Genomic DNA, 18463 nt, shown 5'->3' with positions numbered 1-18463 from the left:
CGTTTGAGCTTTCCCCTGAAATTTAATCTTCCTTAACCTCAATCGTTGTACGTGATTGGAGCGGCTGACACCATTCGCGTGTCCTAAGTTCGTGAGGGCATGGGGAAATTACCGCCAGCCTTTTTTATGTGAGCAACAACACCGGACTGAACTAATGAGCTTCAGAATTAATCAGGGAGTAAATACGTTCGCATGGCGACTGGTTTTCGACTTTATTTGAGCTAATATGCGTTGCCGTCAATTTATTTACGGCAATATCATTGGTTTGTGCCTTGAAGACGGGAATTTCGAATGGCCGAAGCACAATCGTCAGATAATCCGATCGCTGTGAAGCACTATCAGATTCATCGTCGTTTGGGTGAAGGTGGTTTTGCCCACGTTTATGAAGCCTGGGATAGCAAGCTGTGTCGAAGTGTCGCAATCAAGCGTCTTAAAAATATCGATGGCGCAACCAATGCAAAAGACATTCTGCGGGAAGCACGTTTGTCTTCATCGCTCAAGCACCCCGCCTTTGTCAAAATTCACGCCTTAGAAGAAGACGACGGCGATGTGCCATCCATCGTCATGGAATTGGTGCCAGGCCGTAGCTTGAAGCAGTTACTGGTCGAAGCGCCTCTTTCGGAACTGCAAGCGCTGCTGATTGTCCAGGCCATTGCCGAGGCTATGTGCGAAGCACATGACTCAGGCCTGACTCACGGCGATCTGAAGCTCTCGAACCTTATGATCGAGCCTTCGGGAGCATTGCGCATACTCGACTTCGGCCTGGCGGTGCACAGCGATTCGCAAGTCACAATCTCGCTACAGCAAACCGATCTTCAGGGCACAATCGCTTACATGGCGCCGGAGCGCCTTCGAGGCGCCGCACTTAGCCCGCAATGCGACATTTACGCGCTCGGCGTGGTTTTGTACGAATTGACCACGGCAATGCGACCATTTCCTCATTTATCCGGGCTGGCACTGGCCGCTGCCCACCTGCAATCTTCATCCGAACAATGGCATTATCCGGCAGCAATGGATGCTGAATTAATCTGCTTGATACGCAGAATGACCGCCTATTCGAGAGAGCAACGGGTTCAGTCCATGCGCCAGACGCATTGGCAAATCACCGAGGTTGCGAAGGCAATGCAATCAGATTCGCACGCCGCCACCGTGCCGACCGGGTTGATATCGACTGTTTCTGCACCATTGCCATCAATAAGCAAGACTACACCGCTCTCCCGACAAGGGCGGCGGCTCACGCTGGCACTTGCACTGACAATTGCGCTCGCCGGTGGTGCGTGGCTGGTGTCACCGTATGCATCGTATTTGTCAGCGCTGGTCACTCCGAGAACACCGTTCAGTGAAGCGCTGGAAATGAAACAAGGGCTGGCAGCGCTTCAATCGTGGGACCGGCCGGGCCAACTGGACGAAGCGGAAACCAGATTCACGACCATACTCCATCACAATTCGGCCAACGCTGCGGCCGTGGCAGGATTATCCCAGGTCTACAGCCTGCGCTACTTGAACGACAATCTGGACGAGACCTGGCGACAGAAAGCTGCGGCGGCGGCCCAGCAAGCGCTCAAGCTGAATGACCAATTGGCGCTGAGCCATGTTGCCTATGGCAACGTGCTGTTCGATGAAGGCAAAATCGAGGCGGCGGCGGCGGCTTACGAACGCGCGCTAAATCTGGACCCGACGAACCTGTTTGGATTAGCTGGCAAGGCACATTCGCTACGCAAATTGCATCGCTCCGATGAAGCGCTGCTTGCAGCGCAAAAGGACCTACAGGATTATCCGCATGAGCGAGTATTCGCCGACCTGATCGGGACGATATTTTATGAGCAGGCAAATTTCAAGGCGGCAGAACAGGCATTCCGCCAAAGTATCAAGATTCAACCGGACGCGGTATTTGCATACGCGAATCTGAGTGCTGCGCTGCTCAGCCAGGGTCGCTCGGACGAGGCCATGCAAGTGCTGCAGCAAGGTTTGCAGATCAGGCCTAGCGCCTGGCTGTACAGCAACCTGGGCAATGCCTTGTTCATGCGTGAAGATTATGTCGGCGCCGTCACCGCCTTCGAGGCAGCAGTCTCCGCAGCCAAAGGCAATCCCAGCGACTACCTTGGCTGGGCCGACCTTGGTGATTCCTTGCTATGGATACCGGGTCGCGAAGCGGAAGCGCGCGCGAGTTATCAGCACGCGATCAACCTGCTGTCGCCACGCCTCGTACGCATGCCAAACAATAAAGAAATGCTATCGCAAATGGCATTGTACCTTGCCAGAATTGGCAATCGAAGCGAGTGTGAAACCCTGCTGCGGCAGGTACTAAAACTGGCTCCCGACAGCGCCTCTGTCCAGTTTCGCGCTGGCCTCGCTTACGAATTGACGGGCAACCGGAGCAGTGCGCTGGAGGCCATCGCGCGCGCAAGGCAATTGGGGTACCCGGCAAAATTTATCGAGACCACACCCGAGCTGGTTGCGCTGCGCAGAGACCCCAGGTATTTGAAAACAGCGGCAAGTCCGTGAGCAGAAACGAACCTGGCACGGCGTATGCATTAGCCCTTATCCGCGTCACTCCCATGTTAACCAAATAGCTCGGACGCCATTCCAATTTCAGCCGTCAATTTAATACTTGGAGAATTTATATGACTCAAATGAAGAAACCTATCAACTACACGAGCATTCTGGTTCCGTTGGACCAAAGCATCCCTTCGGCTCAATACGTACCATGGGTAATTACGCCGACGCCAGACCGCACTGGGGGGCCAGGCTCACTCGGCGGAATGCCGTGGCTCAGAGCGGGCGACACGATGACTTTTAACATCCAAGGCATCAAGCCAGGCTCCGGTAAAAGCACACTTACTTTCATCAAACTCCCACCGATGGAATCCGGTCTGCCGACGCCATTCAAGCAGTACAACAAGGAAAAACATCCACATTCACCGTATCATTACAAACTGGGTGAAGTACTCGAGTTTGATAATATCGATGGGCAAGAAGCAGAGTGGAATTTTAACTTGGAGCATGATGCTGGAGATGGCAATCACCCCGTGCTGGAGCTGGATCCAGAACTGCGAGTTGGTACCGGAGTTCATCACTGTGGCGACGATGAAAGCTAAACAGCTGTAACACTCGCCATGCAATGGCGGGCCATCCGGAAAGACTCCTGGTCGGCTCGCCAATTACAATAGCCGCAGATGACGCCTCAATGGTTCCGCTGGTGTCTTCAAGCGCGACGCGCAGCGCTCGACGTCTCCGCCGCAATCGACCATCGCCAGACGAATTTCTTCCTGCGAAATGCAGTCCAAATTACGAATCTGTGGATGCGCTTCCAATAATTTGTACATCGACGGTCGCGATATCCCCAGCGCCAGTGCTGCGCCCTGGATGTACCAATCGCTCTTTTCCATTGCCGCCAATATCTCCGCCTCTGTCAGATCAGCCAACCGCCGTCGGCCCGATGCAGCACTGGCGTTGGCCCCGGCAACGCTCGAAGGAGCACTGCCGGAGGCGCCGAACCGGGTAGCGTCAGGCCTAGCGTCCACCAGCGAGTAAAAATCCGGCAGCTGTTCGCCCGGCGGCGTCAGCAACAAACGATTGGTTGCATGCGCCAGCTGACGCACATTTCCCGGCCAGTCGTAGAGTATAAATTGCACGATCAGCGACGCCGGCAACTGCAGTTCGACTCCCGTTGACAACTTCGACGACGCCAGCAAATGGGCTATCAGCATGCCGATGTCTTCACGCCGTGTACGCAGCGGCGGCAAATGGATAGTAAAACTCCCCAGACGGCGCAATAACGCTTGATTAAACCCTGCGGCATATAAATTCTGATCGGTAGCTGCGATCAGCCGCGCGCTTGATCGTACGTCGCGAGATGCGCCCAGCGGGCGGTAATCCCCCGTTTCCAGCACGCGCAGCAGCATGGGCTGCACTGCCATCGGCGTGTTGCCTACTTCATCGAGGAACAGCGTGGCGTCCTGCGCTTCGGCGAACAGCCCGCTGCGGGCCGTTTGCGCTCCGGTATAGGCGCCCCGGCTGGCTCCGAACAAGTCCGCCGCCGCCAGCGACTCATTTAGTGCCGCCATATTGACGCTCACCAGGCGCGCTTCGGCACGCCGGCTCAATCCATGAATACCCCGCGCCGCGACCTCCTTCCCAGTACCGGTTTCCCCCAACAGCAGGACGGAAACATCGGTTCCAGCTACTTGCCGAATCTGGTCGCGCGTGGCGATTGCCGCGCTGCCTATTCCCAGCCAGCCGTCGACCGGATTATCTTTGGGAAGACAGCGCATCCAGTGCAGACATAACAGAACCGTCCGACCCAGGCTCAAAACCGCGCCGGCGGCAATCTGTTCGTGCGACAGAAAAGTGGTCTCGCTGATGTCGGCACCATTGATTTCGAGCACCATGTGGGTGTTACCCGATGGTTCGATGATAATGCCGCCATGCCCCTGCGTGATCCGAAGCGGTGTCCGTGAAATCCCGCCATAAGCCAGGCCGCCGCCCTCACCCCCAGCCCGGCGAAACAGAGGCATAAAACGTGACAATTCCAACGGCGCGGATGGATCGGCCCACAGGAATTGCTCGCCTATGCGCATCGCGTCTGGATGCCAGGCGACACTGAGAGCCAGCAGAGGTGCATCCGTCTGCGTGCCAGTGGATAAGGAAGGCGATGGAATTGTAAAGTCTGAATTGATCATTGCCATCCAGAAATAGCCTGAATGGGCGAATGTAAATGAGTGCGGGGCGAGTGTCAACTCGCCCCGCCACCGGCAAGTGCATTGCCGATTCAAAGTCAGATCCCGGTAAATACTGCTCAGCAGGGCTGCGAGGTGCCGCCCTGCTGAGCAGTATCGATAGCAATTACACGTTCGACGGCGGATAAGAAGCTACTCCGCCCAGAACATAAGCCAGTTGCTGCTGGATCGGAGTCGTGCCGCTGATCACCGGCGGTCCAAACGTGACAGTGACCGATCCTGACGACGAGCTCGAATCGACTTTTTGTACCGAATAAGAGCCGGAGGCACCGCCGAGATCGAACATGCCGAACAATTTAAGTTGTACTGAAGCATTCACCTGCAAATCGCTGGTGATCACACTGGCCTTGGCGCCGGTAAACGTCATGCTGATGGTCGGTTGCTGGCTAATGACGAAGGTTTTGAGGCGCGAGAAGGTTTTCCCCTGTCCAAATAATTGGGTCACATCGAACTCGCTACCTTGCAACTGGTAGCCCGTCGCTTCTTGCCCAGTCTTGGTTGCCACTTCCTGCAAGATGTCGTCCGCATACCAACCTGTGGTGTTGTCGGTCGACAGTACACTCGGAATCGACGCAAACAAAGTCACGCCCGGATAGGTGATATTCATGGTGACGGTGGACGACGACGAGGTGTAACGCGACATATCGTATGCGGCGCTGCCACTGACCGCAATATCCAGAATATCGGCGATAGGAATAGTGAAGCTGGTGCCACCCGAAATGCTCAACTGCGAGCTGTCGGAACTGAAATCACTTATGCTGATTGCCACACTAACCGCATTGCCAGCTGTATTCAAACCCGCAATCAATTGATTCGCAGTAGGCAATTTATTCGGCGTGAAGCCAACGTAATAGCTAGAACTGTTAACCTGCATGCCGCCGTTAGCCTGAGATGGCGTAGTGACGTTGGCAACAACGGCAGCAATGCGCGCGGTGGCGGCATAGTAACGATTGTGCATGGCATAGCTGTCACCGGCGAGGCTCTTGTATGCAGCGATCGCATTGCGCAAGGCATTTAGCGAGTCTGGTATGTTGGCGATGCTGCCATACGCCTTATTCATCTGGTTAAATATATCCTGCAGTTTGCCGCCAAAAGGCAATGGGCTGGTATATACGCCTTGAAGATTTTCAAACTCGGTCAGGATGGACGCTATCTGTCCGCTCGCAGCGGTATCCTGTTTTCCCATCGTAGCAAGGTCTTGCTGGCAGAATGAGAACGTGACGGCACCCATGATCTGCGCATACAGATTGGAAAAACCAGCACCGGTGAGCTCTGGCTGACCATTGCTTGCCACACCCAGCAGGGTGTCGATGTCTTGCAGCGTGGCCCGGTTATAGTAAGCGTTGCTACCGTAAGTAATGCCGTAGTTGAAACCCGACGGATAGTTAATCATGCTGAATGTACCGTCGAGCTGAGTCGACAAGAACTTGGTGACCTGCGACTCGATGCCGTCGATAAATGCTTGCTGCATCGGTGACACGGACGATACATCCGCCAGGAGCATGGCGTTACTCAGGGTAACCGAAACGCGGCACTGCGATAGTGGCGGCGCCGCCGGGTTTGGATGGCTGTTCACCCAATTGGCGTAAGCATATCCTTTTGCTACATCAGGAGACGGTGCAACAACTGTTTGAGGCCAGTCGTAAAAGGGAGGCTTGGTGCTTGGGCGAGCAATGTTGACGCGATACGTAGGCATGATGGTATTGGCTCCAGATAAAGTGATAGTTCAAATAGATGTCGGCCGTAAGCGATTTTCTAAATCCGTCACACGCGCCGCACCTGATGCAGGGTGAAAGTGCCGGTCGTCATTGCTGCATATCGACGATCGATTCTTCCTCCACTGATAGCCTTATTCGCAAGCATCATGCCAAGCAAAAAAGCTACTGATTTAGCTGAATTTCCATCACATCTGTGTAAAGCCATCGATAATTTTACACATCACCATTTTCTTTACACGACTGCTTTACACAGCTTCTTTACACACCTTTCCGTGACAATAAAAAGAGACCATGCGACAGCTGGCGCAAGCTCGGTGACAGCGAGGCGCCGGTGGCAATCAAATCGCAAGCTCGCTCTTGTCTTGTTATCGCTATCTACGCCCTGAGGTCATAGAGTCCGCTTATCCGGATCGACGCACTCCCGGCGCTCTTGATCAGTACGCCTTCAAACTTTCATCCCGGCTTAGAACTGAAGCGGCCAAATATCGGAAGCAGCGCCGCGGCTTAAAACAGATCCATGCGGACCTATGTGCGCTGGGCTTTGAGGGATCGCATGATCGCGCTGCTGCATTTGCGCGGCAGTGGCGACCGGATCAACTGGATAGGGTCAACTTCGCAAGCAATGGAACCGGGCAAGACCCAATCAATCTCCATATGACGCAGAAGTCGTCATTAGGAATGGGTCAGTATTCGATACAAAATGAGGGTCAGGATTCAGCGCAATCCAACAACTCTCTCGTTCAGGAGATTTTCACCACCGTATCCTCCGGTCCCAATAGCCGCCCATCATGCGACCGCAGCTCCAGCCTGCGGACCGGCTGCCCGCGCTTGACATCGACCAGGCTCACATGGGCTTCGCCAGGATCGAAGAAATAATCCTCCCCCCATTGCCGCAAGGCCACCAGCAGCGGAAAAAGTCCCTGCCCTTTCTCGGTCAGCACGTACTCCTGGTAAGCGCTGCCGTCGGACGCCGGCACGGTTTCCAGAATGCCGTGCTCCACCAGGTTACGCAGCCGGGCAGACAGGATGTTCTTTGCCAGGCCCAGGTTTTTCTGGAATTCGCCAAAGCGGCGCAAGCCGTCGAAAGCATCGCGGACGATGAGCAACGACCACCAGTCGCCGATCGCATCCAGCGGCCTCGCGACCGGGCAGCTGGCCTCTTTGTGGCTGGTCCGCTTGACCATTGTGTATCCCTCTCGGTAGGCAGTAACGCATAAACATGCGCGAATTTTATGGTTGCATAATAAAACCATGTCTGATATAAATCAAATGGTTTCAATATGAAACCAATGCCTGCGGAGATTCCAATGGTCTCATTTGAAACAGCTTGTTGAACTCCTCTCGCCAACGACTTTGAAAGAAATTCCCCATGACCCGTCCCGACGACACTTTCAACGGCAGCTTCCCGTTCGCACCACACTTCACCGATGCTCCCGGTTTCCAGATGCACTATGTCGACGAGGGCCCGCGCGAAGCTGACGTGGTGCTCTGCCTTCACGGCGAACCGACCTGGGGTTACCTGTTCCGCCACCTGGTTCCAGTGCTGAGCGGCGCCCACCGCGTGATCGTCCCCGACCACATGGGTTTCGGCAAGAGCGCGACGCCGCAGCACCGCAGCTACTGGCTGCAGAATCACATCGACAACCTGGAACGTCTGGTCCTCGCGCTCGACTTGCGCAATATCACCCTCGTAATGCACGATTTCGGCGGCCCGGTCGGCATGGGCCTGGCTGCCAGGCATCCAGGCCGCATCCTGCGCGTGGTCTCGGCCAATGGCCCGGTCCCGTTCGGCCAGGCCGATCTTTTCGAGCGGCTGACCGCGAATGCCGGCGCCTCGCCCTGGTTCCAGTGGATCGCGAAAGCCGGACAGGACGGCAGCCTGGAACCGGTATTGGGCCAGCTCGGCTTCAACATCTTGAGCACGCTGAAGCTGAACGGCTTCGAGAACCACGCGCTGATCACCGACACCTGGCTGTCCGCCTACGGATCACGCTTCGCCAATCCGGCCGACTGCCTCGGCGTGATCGGCTGGGCCAAAGGTTTCGCCACTGGCATGCACCGCTTCGAAACGCCAGGCGCAGCTGCCGGCCTTGCCATCCGCGCCAAACCGGCGCTCGCCATCTGGGGAACCGCGGACCGCACGCTCCAAGCGGAACATTTCCTCCCGTTATTCAGCGAACTGTTTCCGGCGGCCCCAATCCATCGGCTGGCTGGCGTCGGCCATTACTGCCTGGAGGATGCGCCGGACGAGATTGCCGCACTAATCCTGCAGTTCCTCCGGCAAACCGGCTGATTCCCTGGCATAGGCTGGCCGGGCTGGTTCACTGCGGCGCTGGCGGCCGCAGTCCTTGTTTGCGCTTTTGCGTTTGTACGGGCATATATATGCGAGCATGGGCCTGCGGCAGGCGGCCCGGCCAGCCTCAAGCTATTCCTATTCCTGCAAATCGGCCTTTTCATCAAACCCGGCACGCGCCTTGGTGATGTGCCCCACATGGCTTCGCGCCCACACGCCAAGCGGCTCGACCGCGCTCCATAGGGAACGTCCGAGATCGGTCAGCTCGTAGTCGACGCGCGGCGGGATCGTCGGGAACTGCGTCCGCGTCACCAGTCCGTCCCGTTCCAGTCCGCGCAGCGTAAGCGTGAGCATCCTTTGCGAAATGCCGCCCACGGCACGCTTGATTTCATTGAAACGTTTTGGCCCGTCGCCGAGCAGGACGATGATCAGCACGCTCCATTTATCGCCGACGCGCGCCAGTACGGAACTGATGGCGCGGCAATCTTCGCTCTTGTGATCGGGTAGTTTGACAGTCACTTGCATGTGCTCCGGTATCAGTCATGTGCCTTCTTGTGAAGCGTATCACCAGTACCTACAATAGTCCAGGTAACAGTTTTATACCAAGTCTAGCTTCTTTACCAAGCATGAGGCAATGGACTAGGAACGGCCCGCGCCAGCGCCTGAAGGTGCAGGCAGGCTGTCTTTCCCAACTATCAGCAAGGAGCATTACATGACTATCATTTCCGTCATCATCGGCAGCACCCGCGAAGGCCGCTTTTCCGAAAAACCTGCACACTGGATTGCAGACCACCTCAGGCAGCGCGACGGCGTCGAAGCACGGCTGCTGGACCTGCGCGACTTCCCGATGCCTTTCTTCGACCAGCCGGCGCCGCCGGCCATGCCGGGCCGCGCGCCGTATCCGGACGCAGTGGTCCAGAAATGGACCACCGCCATCGCGCAGTCCGACGGTTTCGTGTTCGTCACGCCTGAATACAACTACGGCACTTCAGCCGTGCTCAAGAACGCCATCGACTGGGTTTATCCGGAGTGGAACCGCAAAGCGGCGGCATTCGTAAGCTACGGCGGCACCGCCGGCATACGCAGCGTCCAGCAGTTGCGCGAGACCGCGGTTGAATTGCAGCTGGCCCCGGTCCGCACTTCGGTGCACATCCCTGCCGCCGTCCTTTGGGCGCATTTCCAGGGCGGCGATGTCGACGCCGGCCTGGCCGGACTGGCGGAACCCGCCGGCAAAATGATCGACGACCTGCTGTGGTGGACCGCCGCCCTGAAGACTGCGCGCGGCTGATCGCGAGAACGCGCGCGGCAACGCTGCTGCGCCCGCCAGCACATAACCCACAATTGCGAGGATAGAAAATGTCTCTCTCTGCTACTTACCCCGAAACCGCACCTGTCGCTGTGCGCCAGATTGCAAAACGTACCCGGGGACGGGCGCACGGCCCCATCACACGCCTGGTCAGCCCGTCCGACCTGGGCCAGCTCATCAAGCCGTTCGTGTTCCTCGACCTGTTCGACTACGAAGGCCCGCCTTTCAAGCTCGGCTTGCATCCCCATTCCGGCATCGCTACCCTGACTTACATCGCGGAAGGCGCCGTCAGCTATATAGACCCGGACGGCTCCAGCGGCGCGCTGGCCGCCGGCGGCGTCGAATGGATGCAGGCCGGGCGCGGCATGTGGCACGGCGGCGGGCTCGACAAGCCGGGCCGGACGCGCGGCTTCCAGCTATGGATAGCGCTGCCGCCGGAGCTGGAACTGGGGCCCACCATAAGCATCTACCAGGCAGCCGCAGACGTGCCGGCGCATGGTCCTGCGCGCGTGCTGCTCGGCAGCCATGGCGCCGCATCGAGCGCGATTCCCGCGCCGTCGCCGATCAACTACCTGGCGGTGCGCCTGAAAGCCGGCGAGCGCTGGCGTTACCAGCCGCCGGCCGGCCACACTGTCCTGTGGACCGCTGTCGCAGCGGGCGCCGTAGCGGTTCCCGACGAACTGCGGCATGGCGATTTCGCAGCGTTCGACATGTCGGATCAAGCGGTGGAGTTCGAGGCCCTGACCGATACCGAATTCGTCGTCGGCTCGGCGGCGCCGCACCGGCACGATCTCGTCCTCGGCTACTACTCGGTGCATACAACGCCCGCTGCGCTAAACAACGGCGAGGCGCGCATAGAGGAAATCCGCGCCAGGCAGGGCTAAAAGCCAGGCAGCCGGAGCCGGCAAGTGCATTTTGCCGGCTCCGGAAAATCTTCGGCTAGCGTATTGCCGTCATCCGAAATAAGGACGCTCGGAGGCAAACAGCATGCAGCGCGCTCCCAGCTTCCAGTCAGCGGGGGCGCGCTCTCCGAGGACCGTGACGCCCATGGCGTAAGCGGTTGCGCGCAGTTCCATCGGCAAGCCGTCCAGCTGTCCCTGGGCTTGCGCGACCTTGCCGTCGCGCAGCGCATCCGCAAAACGCAGCATGCGCTCCTCAAGGCCGGCATTCTTGCGGCTCTGCTCCAGGCGGCTGAGTGCGCCGCGATACTGGCTGACATCTTTCCCTGCGCGGATTGCTAGCGCCATCGCCGAGAATATGCTGGCCTCATCGGTATCCGTATCAAGCAGAGGCAAGGCAAGCGCCTGCGCCACCAAAGCCCGGGGCGCACCGCTGCTGGCGGCAGCAAGGCGCAGCACGCGCGCCTCATGTTCGCTGCCTTTGGCTTTCGATACCGCGCTTTCCATGTGCCCAAGCGCCAGCTCGTGATAGGCAGCCATCGCATTGCCGCTGATGCCCTCGCCGGTCTCCAGCGCCAGCATGGTGCGCACGCTCGTCGAGCTGCGCGCCAGGTCGGCTATATCGGCCCGCGGATTGCCCGATTGCATGCGCCTCAGGCGTGCAATATCAACGCTGATGACGTCTCTCAGCGCCGGCTCGTTTTTTGCCGCCAGCATCTTTGCCGTGCTGGCGTCCGCCCAGTTGCCTTTCTCCTCGGCGGTATATCCCACTGCGTAGGCGAACCAGCCATGGCCGGGCCAGCGCCGATGGCCTTCGTCGAATCCAGCGTTCTTGGCGTCGGAATCCGGCATGCAGCGCAGGGCGATGTAACGCAGGTCCGGGTTGTCAGGCGCTGCGGCGGAGAGCGAAGCCTGCTGCGCGCAGAAACTTGCGCGCGCGGCCGGGGCGATACTGTCCTGCAGCATGCGCAAGGCGACGATGTCGCGAGGATCATCCGCCATGCGCTGCCGCAAGATGCCGTCAAAACCAGGCTGCGCCGCTGCAAGGCTTAGCCAATGCATGAGATAAGGATCGTGGGGATTGCTCCAGCGCGCGCGGGTTGCGATTGTTTTTGCAATGTCTGCGTGCGGCACCCAGCTCAGGGTTTGCGCTGGCGCCATGTCGCCGGCGCCGCTCAGCACGGTGCGCATGCCGCCGCCTTTACTCTTGATCGAACTCGGCGGTTCTTCGAACACTACGTCGGCTGTCGAATGTCCCCAGCGCGTAACCCCTATGCTTTCCGGCGGCGGCGCCTGGTAACCGCCATACGCCGCGGTCCATTGGATCAGCGGGCTGGCGGCTGCAACATTGTAGAACGCGCCCGACTGGGCATTGCTTATATCGCCCTCGAAGCTTTCGATCAGGTGCCCCTGCTCATCGTGCGCTTCGACATGGTAGCTGCTGGCGCGGGAAGCTTCGATCTTGCTTGATGAAAATGCAGGAACGCTGACAGAGTGGTCGCCGATGCTGACTCGCACGGAACGCCCGAGTCCGTTGTAGATTGCAATGTCGGGCAAGGCCAGCGATGAGCCCGTCAGCAGCACGGCGCCGATGATCCCTCCGGCAACGGCAAAACGCGCCAGCCCATGCCCCCACCCCTGCGCCGATTGAAAACGCTGCCACCATCCGGCCTTGATTGTCCGCGCCCGTTCACTGCCGGGAATCAGCGTGGCGCAATCCTTGGGCGCCTGGACAGGCGCCGGCGCTTCCTCAGGCTCGGCATTTGTCCGCGCCCATCCGGCAACCGCCGCTTCGCTCTGCAGCAGCCTCTCCAGCGTGCACGAGGACAAGGCAACCAACGCCCCCAGCGTCTGGTTCAGCCAGCCGTCTACGACCCGCAGCCAATCATTGATATTCTCCCGATGCGGCGGCCTCAGCCCGAGTTCGCCAAGCGCGCCTGCAAACGATTCTGCGCCAAGGCGCGGCGCGAACGAGGCATCGAACACGACGGCAGCCGCATCTTCATATACTCGCGCGACGAGCTGGTACAGTTCGCTCGCCACCCGCACGATGCGGTCGGCACCATCGTTGCCCACCTGGCGCACGCCGCCTGAGGTCTCGACCGAGATGACTTGCCGCAATGCCGCCTGGGCGTCGCGCAGGCAGGCATCGGTGTGGTCTGCGTAGTGCAGCAAGGTGATCAATCCTGCGAGGTACTCCTCCCAGCCGTGCCCGAGTTTGCGGGCTGCGGCAAGGTGCAGGGTGCGGCACAGGCGGTCATGGGCGCAGATCTTGTCCCGCGCCTGGGTCGCTTCCCGCCGCGATTCTTCTATGGCTTGCGGCAGCTCGCTGCGGCGCAGTTGCCGTCCGCGGTAACGAATCACGCCGTCGGCCGGCACGAACGCCTTGCTTTGCAAAGATTCCAGCAGCAGCACTTCCTTTTCAAGGTTGCGCAACTGCTCCAGGTCTTGCCCCAGCGATTCAGGATAGAGCGATTGCAGCTCGCTCGCATCTGCCTCACGCTGCAAATCGAACAGATCACTCGCGTGCCTGGCCTCGCGCGTCACCGAGCGGCCTAGGTAGACGCCGCGGTAAGCGCGGTTGAAATATTCGCGGGAATACTGCTCGCCCAACCTGGCCAGGGATGCCTCGATCGGCGCGGGCTCATCCTCTTGCGCACCTGCCATACGCGCCGAGGCTTGTTCGCGCAAGGATTGCGCATCCTCGAAGATGGTCCACGCACTGCGGTCATCGGACGCGGCCGGCACATAATTGCGCTTGGCATTTTCTTCCCGCTCGTAGTTCAGCGGATGGGTCGCCCACATGCTTGGAGGCAGCGCGAAATCGGCCTTGAACACGCGATGCGCCGGCGCGTTATCGGCCGGCAGCGGCGGATATTTTCCATAAAACGGATCGTCCAGCACCCGAGCGAACTGTTCGATGATGTTCGACTGGATCGCAAACACATCCTTGACGACGCGCTTGCCGGCCGCCTCGGAATGCGCGAACCGGACGGCCCGGTCCCAGGCGTCGTCGGCCGCTCCCAGCCGATGCAGGGCGTGTATCAGCGTATCGCTGCCGGTCAGTGAAACGGCCACCAGGTCGGCTTGCATTTCCATTTCACGCGCAAGCGCGCGCTGCGCCAGCACTACGCCGCGAAATCCGACGTCGATCACCGAGCGGATCGACCACACGATCACTCCCAGCACCCAGCCGATCCACGCAATGCGGAAATCGACGCGCGACAAGCCTGCCAGGAAACTGTCGAGGGCGTCGCGCCTGGCAACGATTTGCGCGGCGATCTGCTGCGCCGTGTATACCCATCGCCCCACCGCCATCGAGCGCTGGGCAAAGTGGCCGAATTCGTGGGCGCATACCGCCTTGAGTTCGCCCAGCGACAGCACATTCACCAACGCCAGCCCGATTTCGAGGTTTTTCTTCGAGGGGAAGATCAGGTTGAGGATGGACAAGTCGTAGAAGACAGCGGCGTTCACCCGCGCCGACAAGAACACCCGGTGCGGACGCGGCGCGCCTGCTTCGTCGGCAAGCCGGTAGAGGAACTCGAACAGGCGAGGCTGCTGTTCAGGCGTGACTTCGGGATCGTCAGTCTTGACGATCTGCCTGGTAAAGAAAAGCGCCTTGAGCATGAAGATGGCGAGGAACGCAGCGCATGCCCCGGCGACGAAACTCCAGAACGCATTCCTGCCATTCGTCACCGCATTTCCGATAAGCCGGTAGGCGGTAAGCCCGAACCAGCCGGCGAGGAAAAAATACAGCGCAATGAACAACGCAAGGCAGCCGACCGCTAGCCATGCCCGATTCTTGTATGCCTTGGTTGGTTTGGCAAGATCACCCGGCACGCTCGCCGGACCTGCCGGATATATGTTTTCCATCCGCTCCCCTTGTTTTGCGGACGTAGCGCTCTGATAGCGGCGCCTGTCAGTCCACCCTGTCGATAAGATTCACGAGAATCGGATACGTTATTGAAAAACGGCCGGCTCGCTCGTTGAAATATTATCATGACTTTGCACTGTGGCAACATCATTCTCAGGGCAGTTCCCGGGTCTCGGCGCCCGGCATGCGAGGAACCGCATCCAATGTCAAACGCCTGTCATATTGTTCCGTTAAGCTCTGTTCCAGGCTCACATGCGGCTGTATCGATATGTGAGTAGATTCGTCAATAGCTTTGTCACCATGCAGATAGCATGGGATGGCTAGAATCTCCTCACATATCGGTAAACCCAGCACGACAAATTAAGCCGGCGGCCTCAGCCGGATCAGAACCACGCCGCCTGCACAGGCTAGCGTGTATCGGCAGCCAGCCGCACCAGCGTGCCGTTCCTGTCTTCCGTAATCACCACGCTGCCGTCATCCAGCGTCGCCAGTCCCACCGGCGCGCCCATCGGATGTTTACCGGCCAGGAAATTCCAGCCCGACACCAGCTCCTTCGGCTCACCCACCGGCTTATATGATGAATCCAGAGCCAGGCTGACCAGCCTGTGGCCGGCGGCGCGATAGCCGTGATAGCCGATGACCAGGCGGCCGGCCAGCGCCGGCATGGTCTTGCCGCTGTAGAGCAGCATGCCGAGCGGCGCCGCATGCGGCGGCAACAGGCGGCCGGGGGCGGTCTTCTTGCTGCAGTCGAACTTCGGATATTCGGGGCTGGCCCTGAGCTGGTCGAAGCAATACGGCCAACCGTAATCGGCGCCTGCGGCCAGCCAGCTCAAGGTGTCGTGCGGCAGTTCGGCGTCAGGCAGGCTGGCATCGGCGACGGTGATGTTGTCGCGCGAATTGGTGGCGGCGATCAGCGTGCCGTCCGGGCTGAGCGCCAGCGCCATGCTGTTGCGCAAGCCGCGCGCATGGACCGGTATGGTGCGGGCGTCGAGCGCCGCCCCGGTCGCCGGCAGCCTGGCGTGCAGCACGCTGGCGCGCGGCGGCGTCTCGCCTATCTCGGGACAAGGGAAAGCCGCCTTGCCGGGCTGGTCTGGCTTGATCTCGCAATTGTCGGTAGCCGAGCCGACATTGATGTACAGCGAGCCGTCGGCACCCAGCACCATCGCTGTCAGCGGATGGCGGCCAGTGCCAGGCAGGTTGGTCACTGCATCTTGCATGCTGGCGGCAATATCCTTGGCCGCGGGATCGATGCGCACGATGCGGCCGAGCATGCTGACCAGCAGCCGTTTGTCCGGCGTCGCGATGATTGCGTTGGGCATGTTGAGCTTGCTCAGCAACACTTCCGGCTTGCCGCCCTGCTTCAGGTTCAGGCGCAGCAGGCGGCCGCGGTTGCTGGCCCAGCCGCCCATGTCCAGCACATAGATATCCTGGCCGATGGCAGCGACGCCGCGCACGAAACCAAGGTGTTCGGCAACCAGCCCCATGCACATGCCCTTGGCAACCTTGAGGTCGAGGCGCGGAAGACCGGCGCAGTCGCCCGAGGCCTGGTAAGTGCTTTGTGCGGAAGTGCTCCCGCTTGCGGTCCCGCTAACGGTCCCGCACACAAGCATGAACACCGCGCAAGACACCTTGCACAGGAAAGGTAATGGTCGCATGGCTGTGGCTTTCAGTAATTGATCACGTCACGGATAAATATCCGCGATATTGCCACATTCCGGCGTCGATCATTGCTTTGCCTGCCCGCGGCCGGGCCGGCAAAAAAGATGAAAGAACCGTCATGCCGGCTAAGACCACATGATGCCGTCGGCGCAAGTGGTATGTCCCCGTCTGTACTGGGCCCGGGCCGGACAGGCCGCGAATGCCGCCGTTTGGCGCCGGCCCATTCTTCCCGAATATTATTTCCACATGGAAATATATGGATGCAGGGGGATTCTGCCTGCGATGTAAAACCAAAACGCTTGCCCGGCTGGAATCACACAGATCTTGAAGTGGTATGGTGCCGCCGCGAGAATTTTTAAACCACTTGACGCTCATTTTTCGCAGCCGCATCCTCAGCCACAGCTTAGGGAGTGCGCGCACGCTGATCTTTGGCTCGCTCCTCTTGCATCATCCATTGTTCGAGGAGAGAGACATGAGAACAACGCTATCCAACACCTTGTTGCTGAGCCTGGCCGGCGCCATGCTGGCCGCCTGCAGCGACGGCGGTTCGCCTGGCGTTGCCAGTGCAAGCCTGCAGCAGGTTTCAGCCAAGGCCAGCGCCCCGGCCTGCGCCGCCGCGTGGGTTGCCAGCGCCGTCTACACCGGCGGCAACAGCGCCAGCTACAGCAACGTCAATTACACCGCCAACTGGTGGACACAGGGGAATAACCCATCCACCGACAGCGGCCCGGCCGGCAGCGGAAAACCGTGGACTTCGGCCGGCGCCTGCGGCGACTCGGCGCCGCCGGTGACGCCGCCGCCTGTCACGCCGCCTCCTCCAGGGGCCACCACCGGAACCATCAATTTCCACCTGCTGCTGGGTGCCGGCTCGGCGCAGGACCAGCTGCTGCTGGACGGCGGCAACTACAACGACCTGATCATGTCGAACATCATCGCCGGCGTCATGTATGGCCACCTGCTGAAGCAATATTATCCCGGCATGCAGTTCCAGAAAGACTACCTGTACGGCTCGATCCTGGGCCAGCTGCTGCAGGAAAACATAGCGACCGGCCTGTACGTCAGCAGCGGCAACTTGATCGATCCGTCTCCCGACCAGCAGGCGGTGATGGGCACCGGCCAGGGCGGTCCGTACCAGATCAACAATTACGCTGCCGACATGGTGTCCGGTTCCTACGCGCCGGCCGGCCATTCGCTGATCAACTACGTCGCGCTCCAGAAAAACATCGGCTACACCATGGCCAACGCGGCCCAGCAGTACAGCAAGCCGACGCCGCCATCGTTCAACAACAAGTACTACGGGCCGATGCTGACCGCCTATTTCCACTACAACGATTTTGTCGCCCTGATCGTTACCGGCAAAGGCGCGGGCGGCTGGACCACGCCATGGCAGCCGGATTACGACAACGCGCTGGCCAACTTCACCAAGCTGCCGGACAATTTCCTGGACGTGCTGCTGAACGTCGCCTACAACCAAGGTTTCTACGGCACGCTGATGACCAGCTACAGCAAGCTGGCGGCAATCGCCACGGCGGCGACGGTGGCCAGCGTCAACGCCTACAGTTCGGTATGGGGCGCGACCGACACCTACAAGCAGTATCCGTATCAGGTGCGCTATTACCTCGACCAGCTGTATGACAACCCGGTCCCGACCACCAGCGCCACTACCTTCGCGACGCCGGCCAACCACGTCGCCTTCGCCATCCCGGCGCTGGGAACCGTGTTCTCCAATGTATTCCAGACCCTGGCGTATGTGAACAGCGCCGGCCAGTCGGCCTATATTTCGGCGGCGCAGGCGCAGGCTGCGTTCAACAGCGCGCTGGCCACGGCCGGAGTCGCTGCCGGCGCCACGCTGGACTTGAGCAACGCCGCCAACCGCGCGCAAATCTTCACCGTCCTGGAAGGGGCTATCGGCAACCTGGAAACCAGCCTGAACACCAGGTTCAACGCCACCACCAACGTCCAGCTGTAACCCCGA

Annotated in this window: 13 protein-coding genes; 7 read left to right on the top strand and 6 right to left on the bottom strand. The window is 59.5% G+C overall.

Going from position 1 to position 18463, the window contains the following annotated elements; translation table 11 throughout:
• Window positions 1–291: 291 nt before the first annotated feature.
• Window positions 292–2505 (top strand): protein kinase domain-containing protein, encoded by a 2214-nt coding sequence (locus AC07RZ_RS01965; protein WP_342827927.1) that lies wholly within the window; start codon window positions 292–294, stop codon window positions 2503–2505.
• A gap of 119 nt (window positions 2506–2624) precedes the next feature.
• The gene (locus AC07RZ_RS01960; protein ID WP_342827926.1) at window positions 2625–3098 is read left to right on the top strand and encodes a hypothetical protein; all 474 of its coding nucleotides are present in this window, start codon (window positions 2625–2627) and stop codon (window positions 3096–3098) included.
• A gap of 63 nt (window positions 3099–3161) precedes the next feature.
• Here the strand turns inward: AC07RZ_RS01960 and AC07RZ_RS01955 are convergent, their stop codons facing one another.
• The 3 genes from AC07RZ_RS01955 to AC07RZ_RS01945 form a co-directional block, all read right to left on the bottom strand.
• Window positions 3162–4739: a sigma-54-dependent transcriptional regulator gene (locus AC07RZ_RS01955; protein WP_494666695.1), complete on the bottom strand. Its 1578-nt coding sequence runs from the start codon at window positions 4737–4739 to the stop codon at window positions 3162–3164.
• A gap of 106 nt (window positions 4740–4845) precedes the next feature.
• Window positions 4846–6435: a hypothetical protein gene (locus AC07RZ_RS01950; RefSeq protein ID WP_342827924.1), complete on the bottom strand. Its 1590-nt coding sequence runs from the start codon at window positions 6433–6435 to the stop codon at window positions 4846–4848.
• A 762-nt stretch (window positions 6436–7197) separates the two neighbouring features.
• Window positions 7198–7641, bottom strand: a complete 444-nt coding sequence (locus AC07RZ_RS01945; protein WP_494666694.1) for a winged helix-turn-helix transcriptional regulator — start codon at window positions 7639–7641, stop codon at window positions 7198–7200.
• Window positions 7642–7826: 185 nt separating this feature from the next.
• On the opposite strand from AC07RZ_RS01945, the gene AC07RZ_RS01940 reads away from it, so the two are divergent.
• Entirely contained in the window at window positions 7827–8750 is a 924-nt protein-coding gene (locus tag AC07RZ_RS01940; protein WP_494666693.1) for an alpha/beta fold hydrolase, read from the top strand.
• 138 nt (window positions 8751–8888) lie between these two features.
• On the opposite strand, the gene AC07RZ_RS01935 is transcribed toward AC07RZ_RS01940, so the two are convergent.
• Window positions 8889–9275: a winged helix-turn-helix transcriptional regulator gene (locus tag AC07RZ_RS01935; protein ID WP_342827922.1), complete on the bottom strand. Its 387-nt coding sequence runs from the start codon at window positions 9273–9275 to the stop codon at window positions 8889–8891.
• A 187-nt stretch (window positions 9276–9462) separates the two neighbouring features.
• Here AC07RZ_RS01935 and AC07RZ_RS01930 point away from each other — a divergent pair, with 187 nt between their 5' ends.
• Window positions 9463–10038 carry an NADPH-dependent FMN reductase gene (locus AC07RZ_RS01930; RefSeq protein ID WP_494666692.1) on the top strand — a complete coding sequence of 192 codons (576 nt, stop codon included), beginning with the start codon at window positions 9463–9465 and terminating at the stop codon, window positions 10036–10038.
• A 68-nt stretch (window positions 10039–10106) separates the two neighbouring features.
• Window positions 10107–10940 carry a pirin family protein gene (locus AC07RZ_RS01925; RefSeq protein ID WP_494666691.1) on the top strand — a complete coding sequence of 278 codons (834 nt, stop codon included), beginning with the start codon at window positions 10107–10109 and terminating at the stop codon, window positions 10938–10940.
• Window positions 10941–11009: 69 nt separating this feature from the next.
• Here AC07RZ_RS01925 and AC07RZ_RS01920 read toward each other — a convergent pair whose 3' ends face one another.
• A complete protein-coding gene (locus AC07RZ_RS01920; RefSeq protein WP_494666690.1) occupies window positions 11010–14828 on the bottom strand; it encodes a M48 family metallopeptidase in 3819 nt (1272 codons plus the stop codon).
• Window positions 14829–15236: 408 nt separating this feature from the next.
• A complete protein-coding gene (locus AC07RZ_RS01915) occupies window positions 15237–16484 on the bottom strand; it encodes a PQQ-dependent sugar dehydrogenase (RefSeq protein WP_494666689.1) in 1248 nt (415 codons plus the stop codon).
• On the opposite strand from AC07RZ_RS01915, the gene AC07RZ_RS01910 reads away from it, so the two are divergent.
• Window positions 16475–16627 (top strand): hypothetical protein, encoded by a 153-nt coding sequence (locus tag AC07RZ_RS01910; protein WP_175500835.1) that lies wholly within the window; start codon window positions 16475–16477, stop codon window positions 16625–16627. The genes AC07RZ_RS01915 and AC07RZ_RS01910 overlap by 10 nt on opposite strands.
• Window positions 16628–16960: 333 nt before the next feature.
• Window positions 16961–18457 (top strand): carbohydrate-binding protein, encoded by a 1497-nt coding sequence (locus AC07RZ_RS01905; RefSeq protein WP_494666688.1) that lies wholly within the window; start codon window positions 16961–16963, stop codon window positions 18455–18457.
• Window positions 18458–18463: the final 6 nt, after the last annotated feature.

Source organism: Collimonas sp. GW821-FHT07E08 (assembly GCF_059418905.1).
The sequence above is the reverse complement of the archived record's forward strand: the minus strand, read 5'-3'. Positions and strand labels throughout refer to the sequence as shown.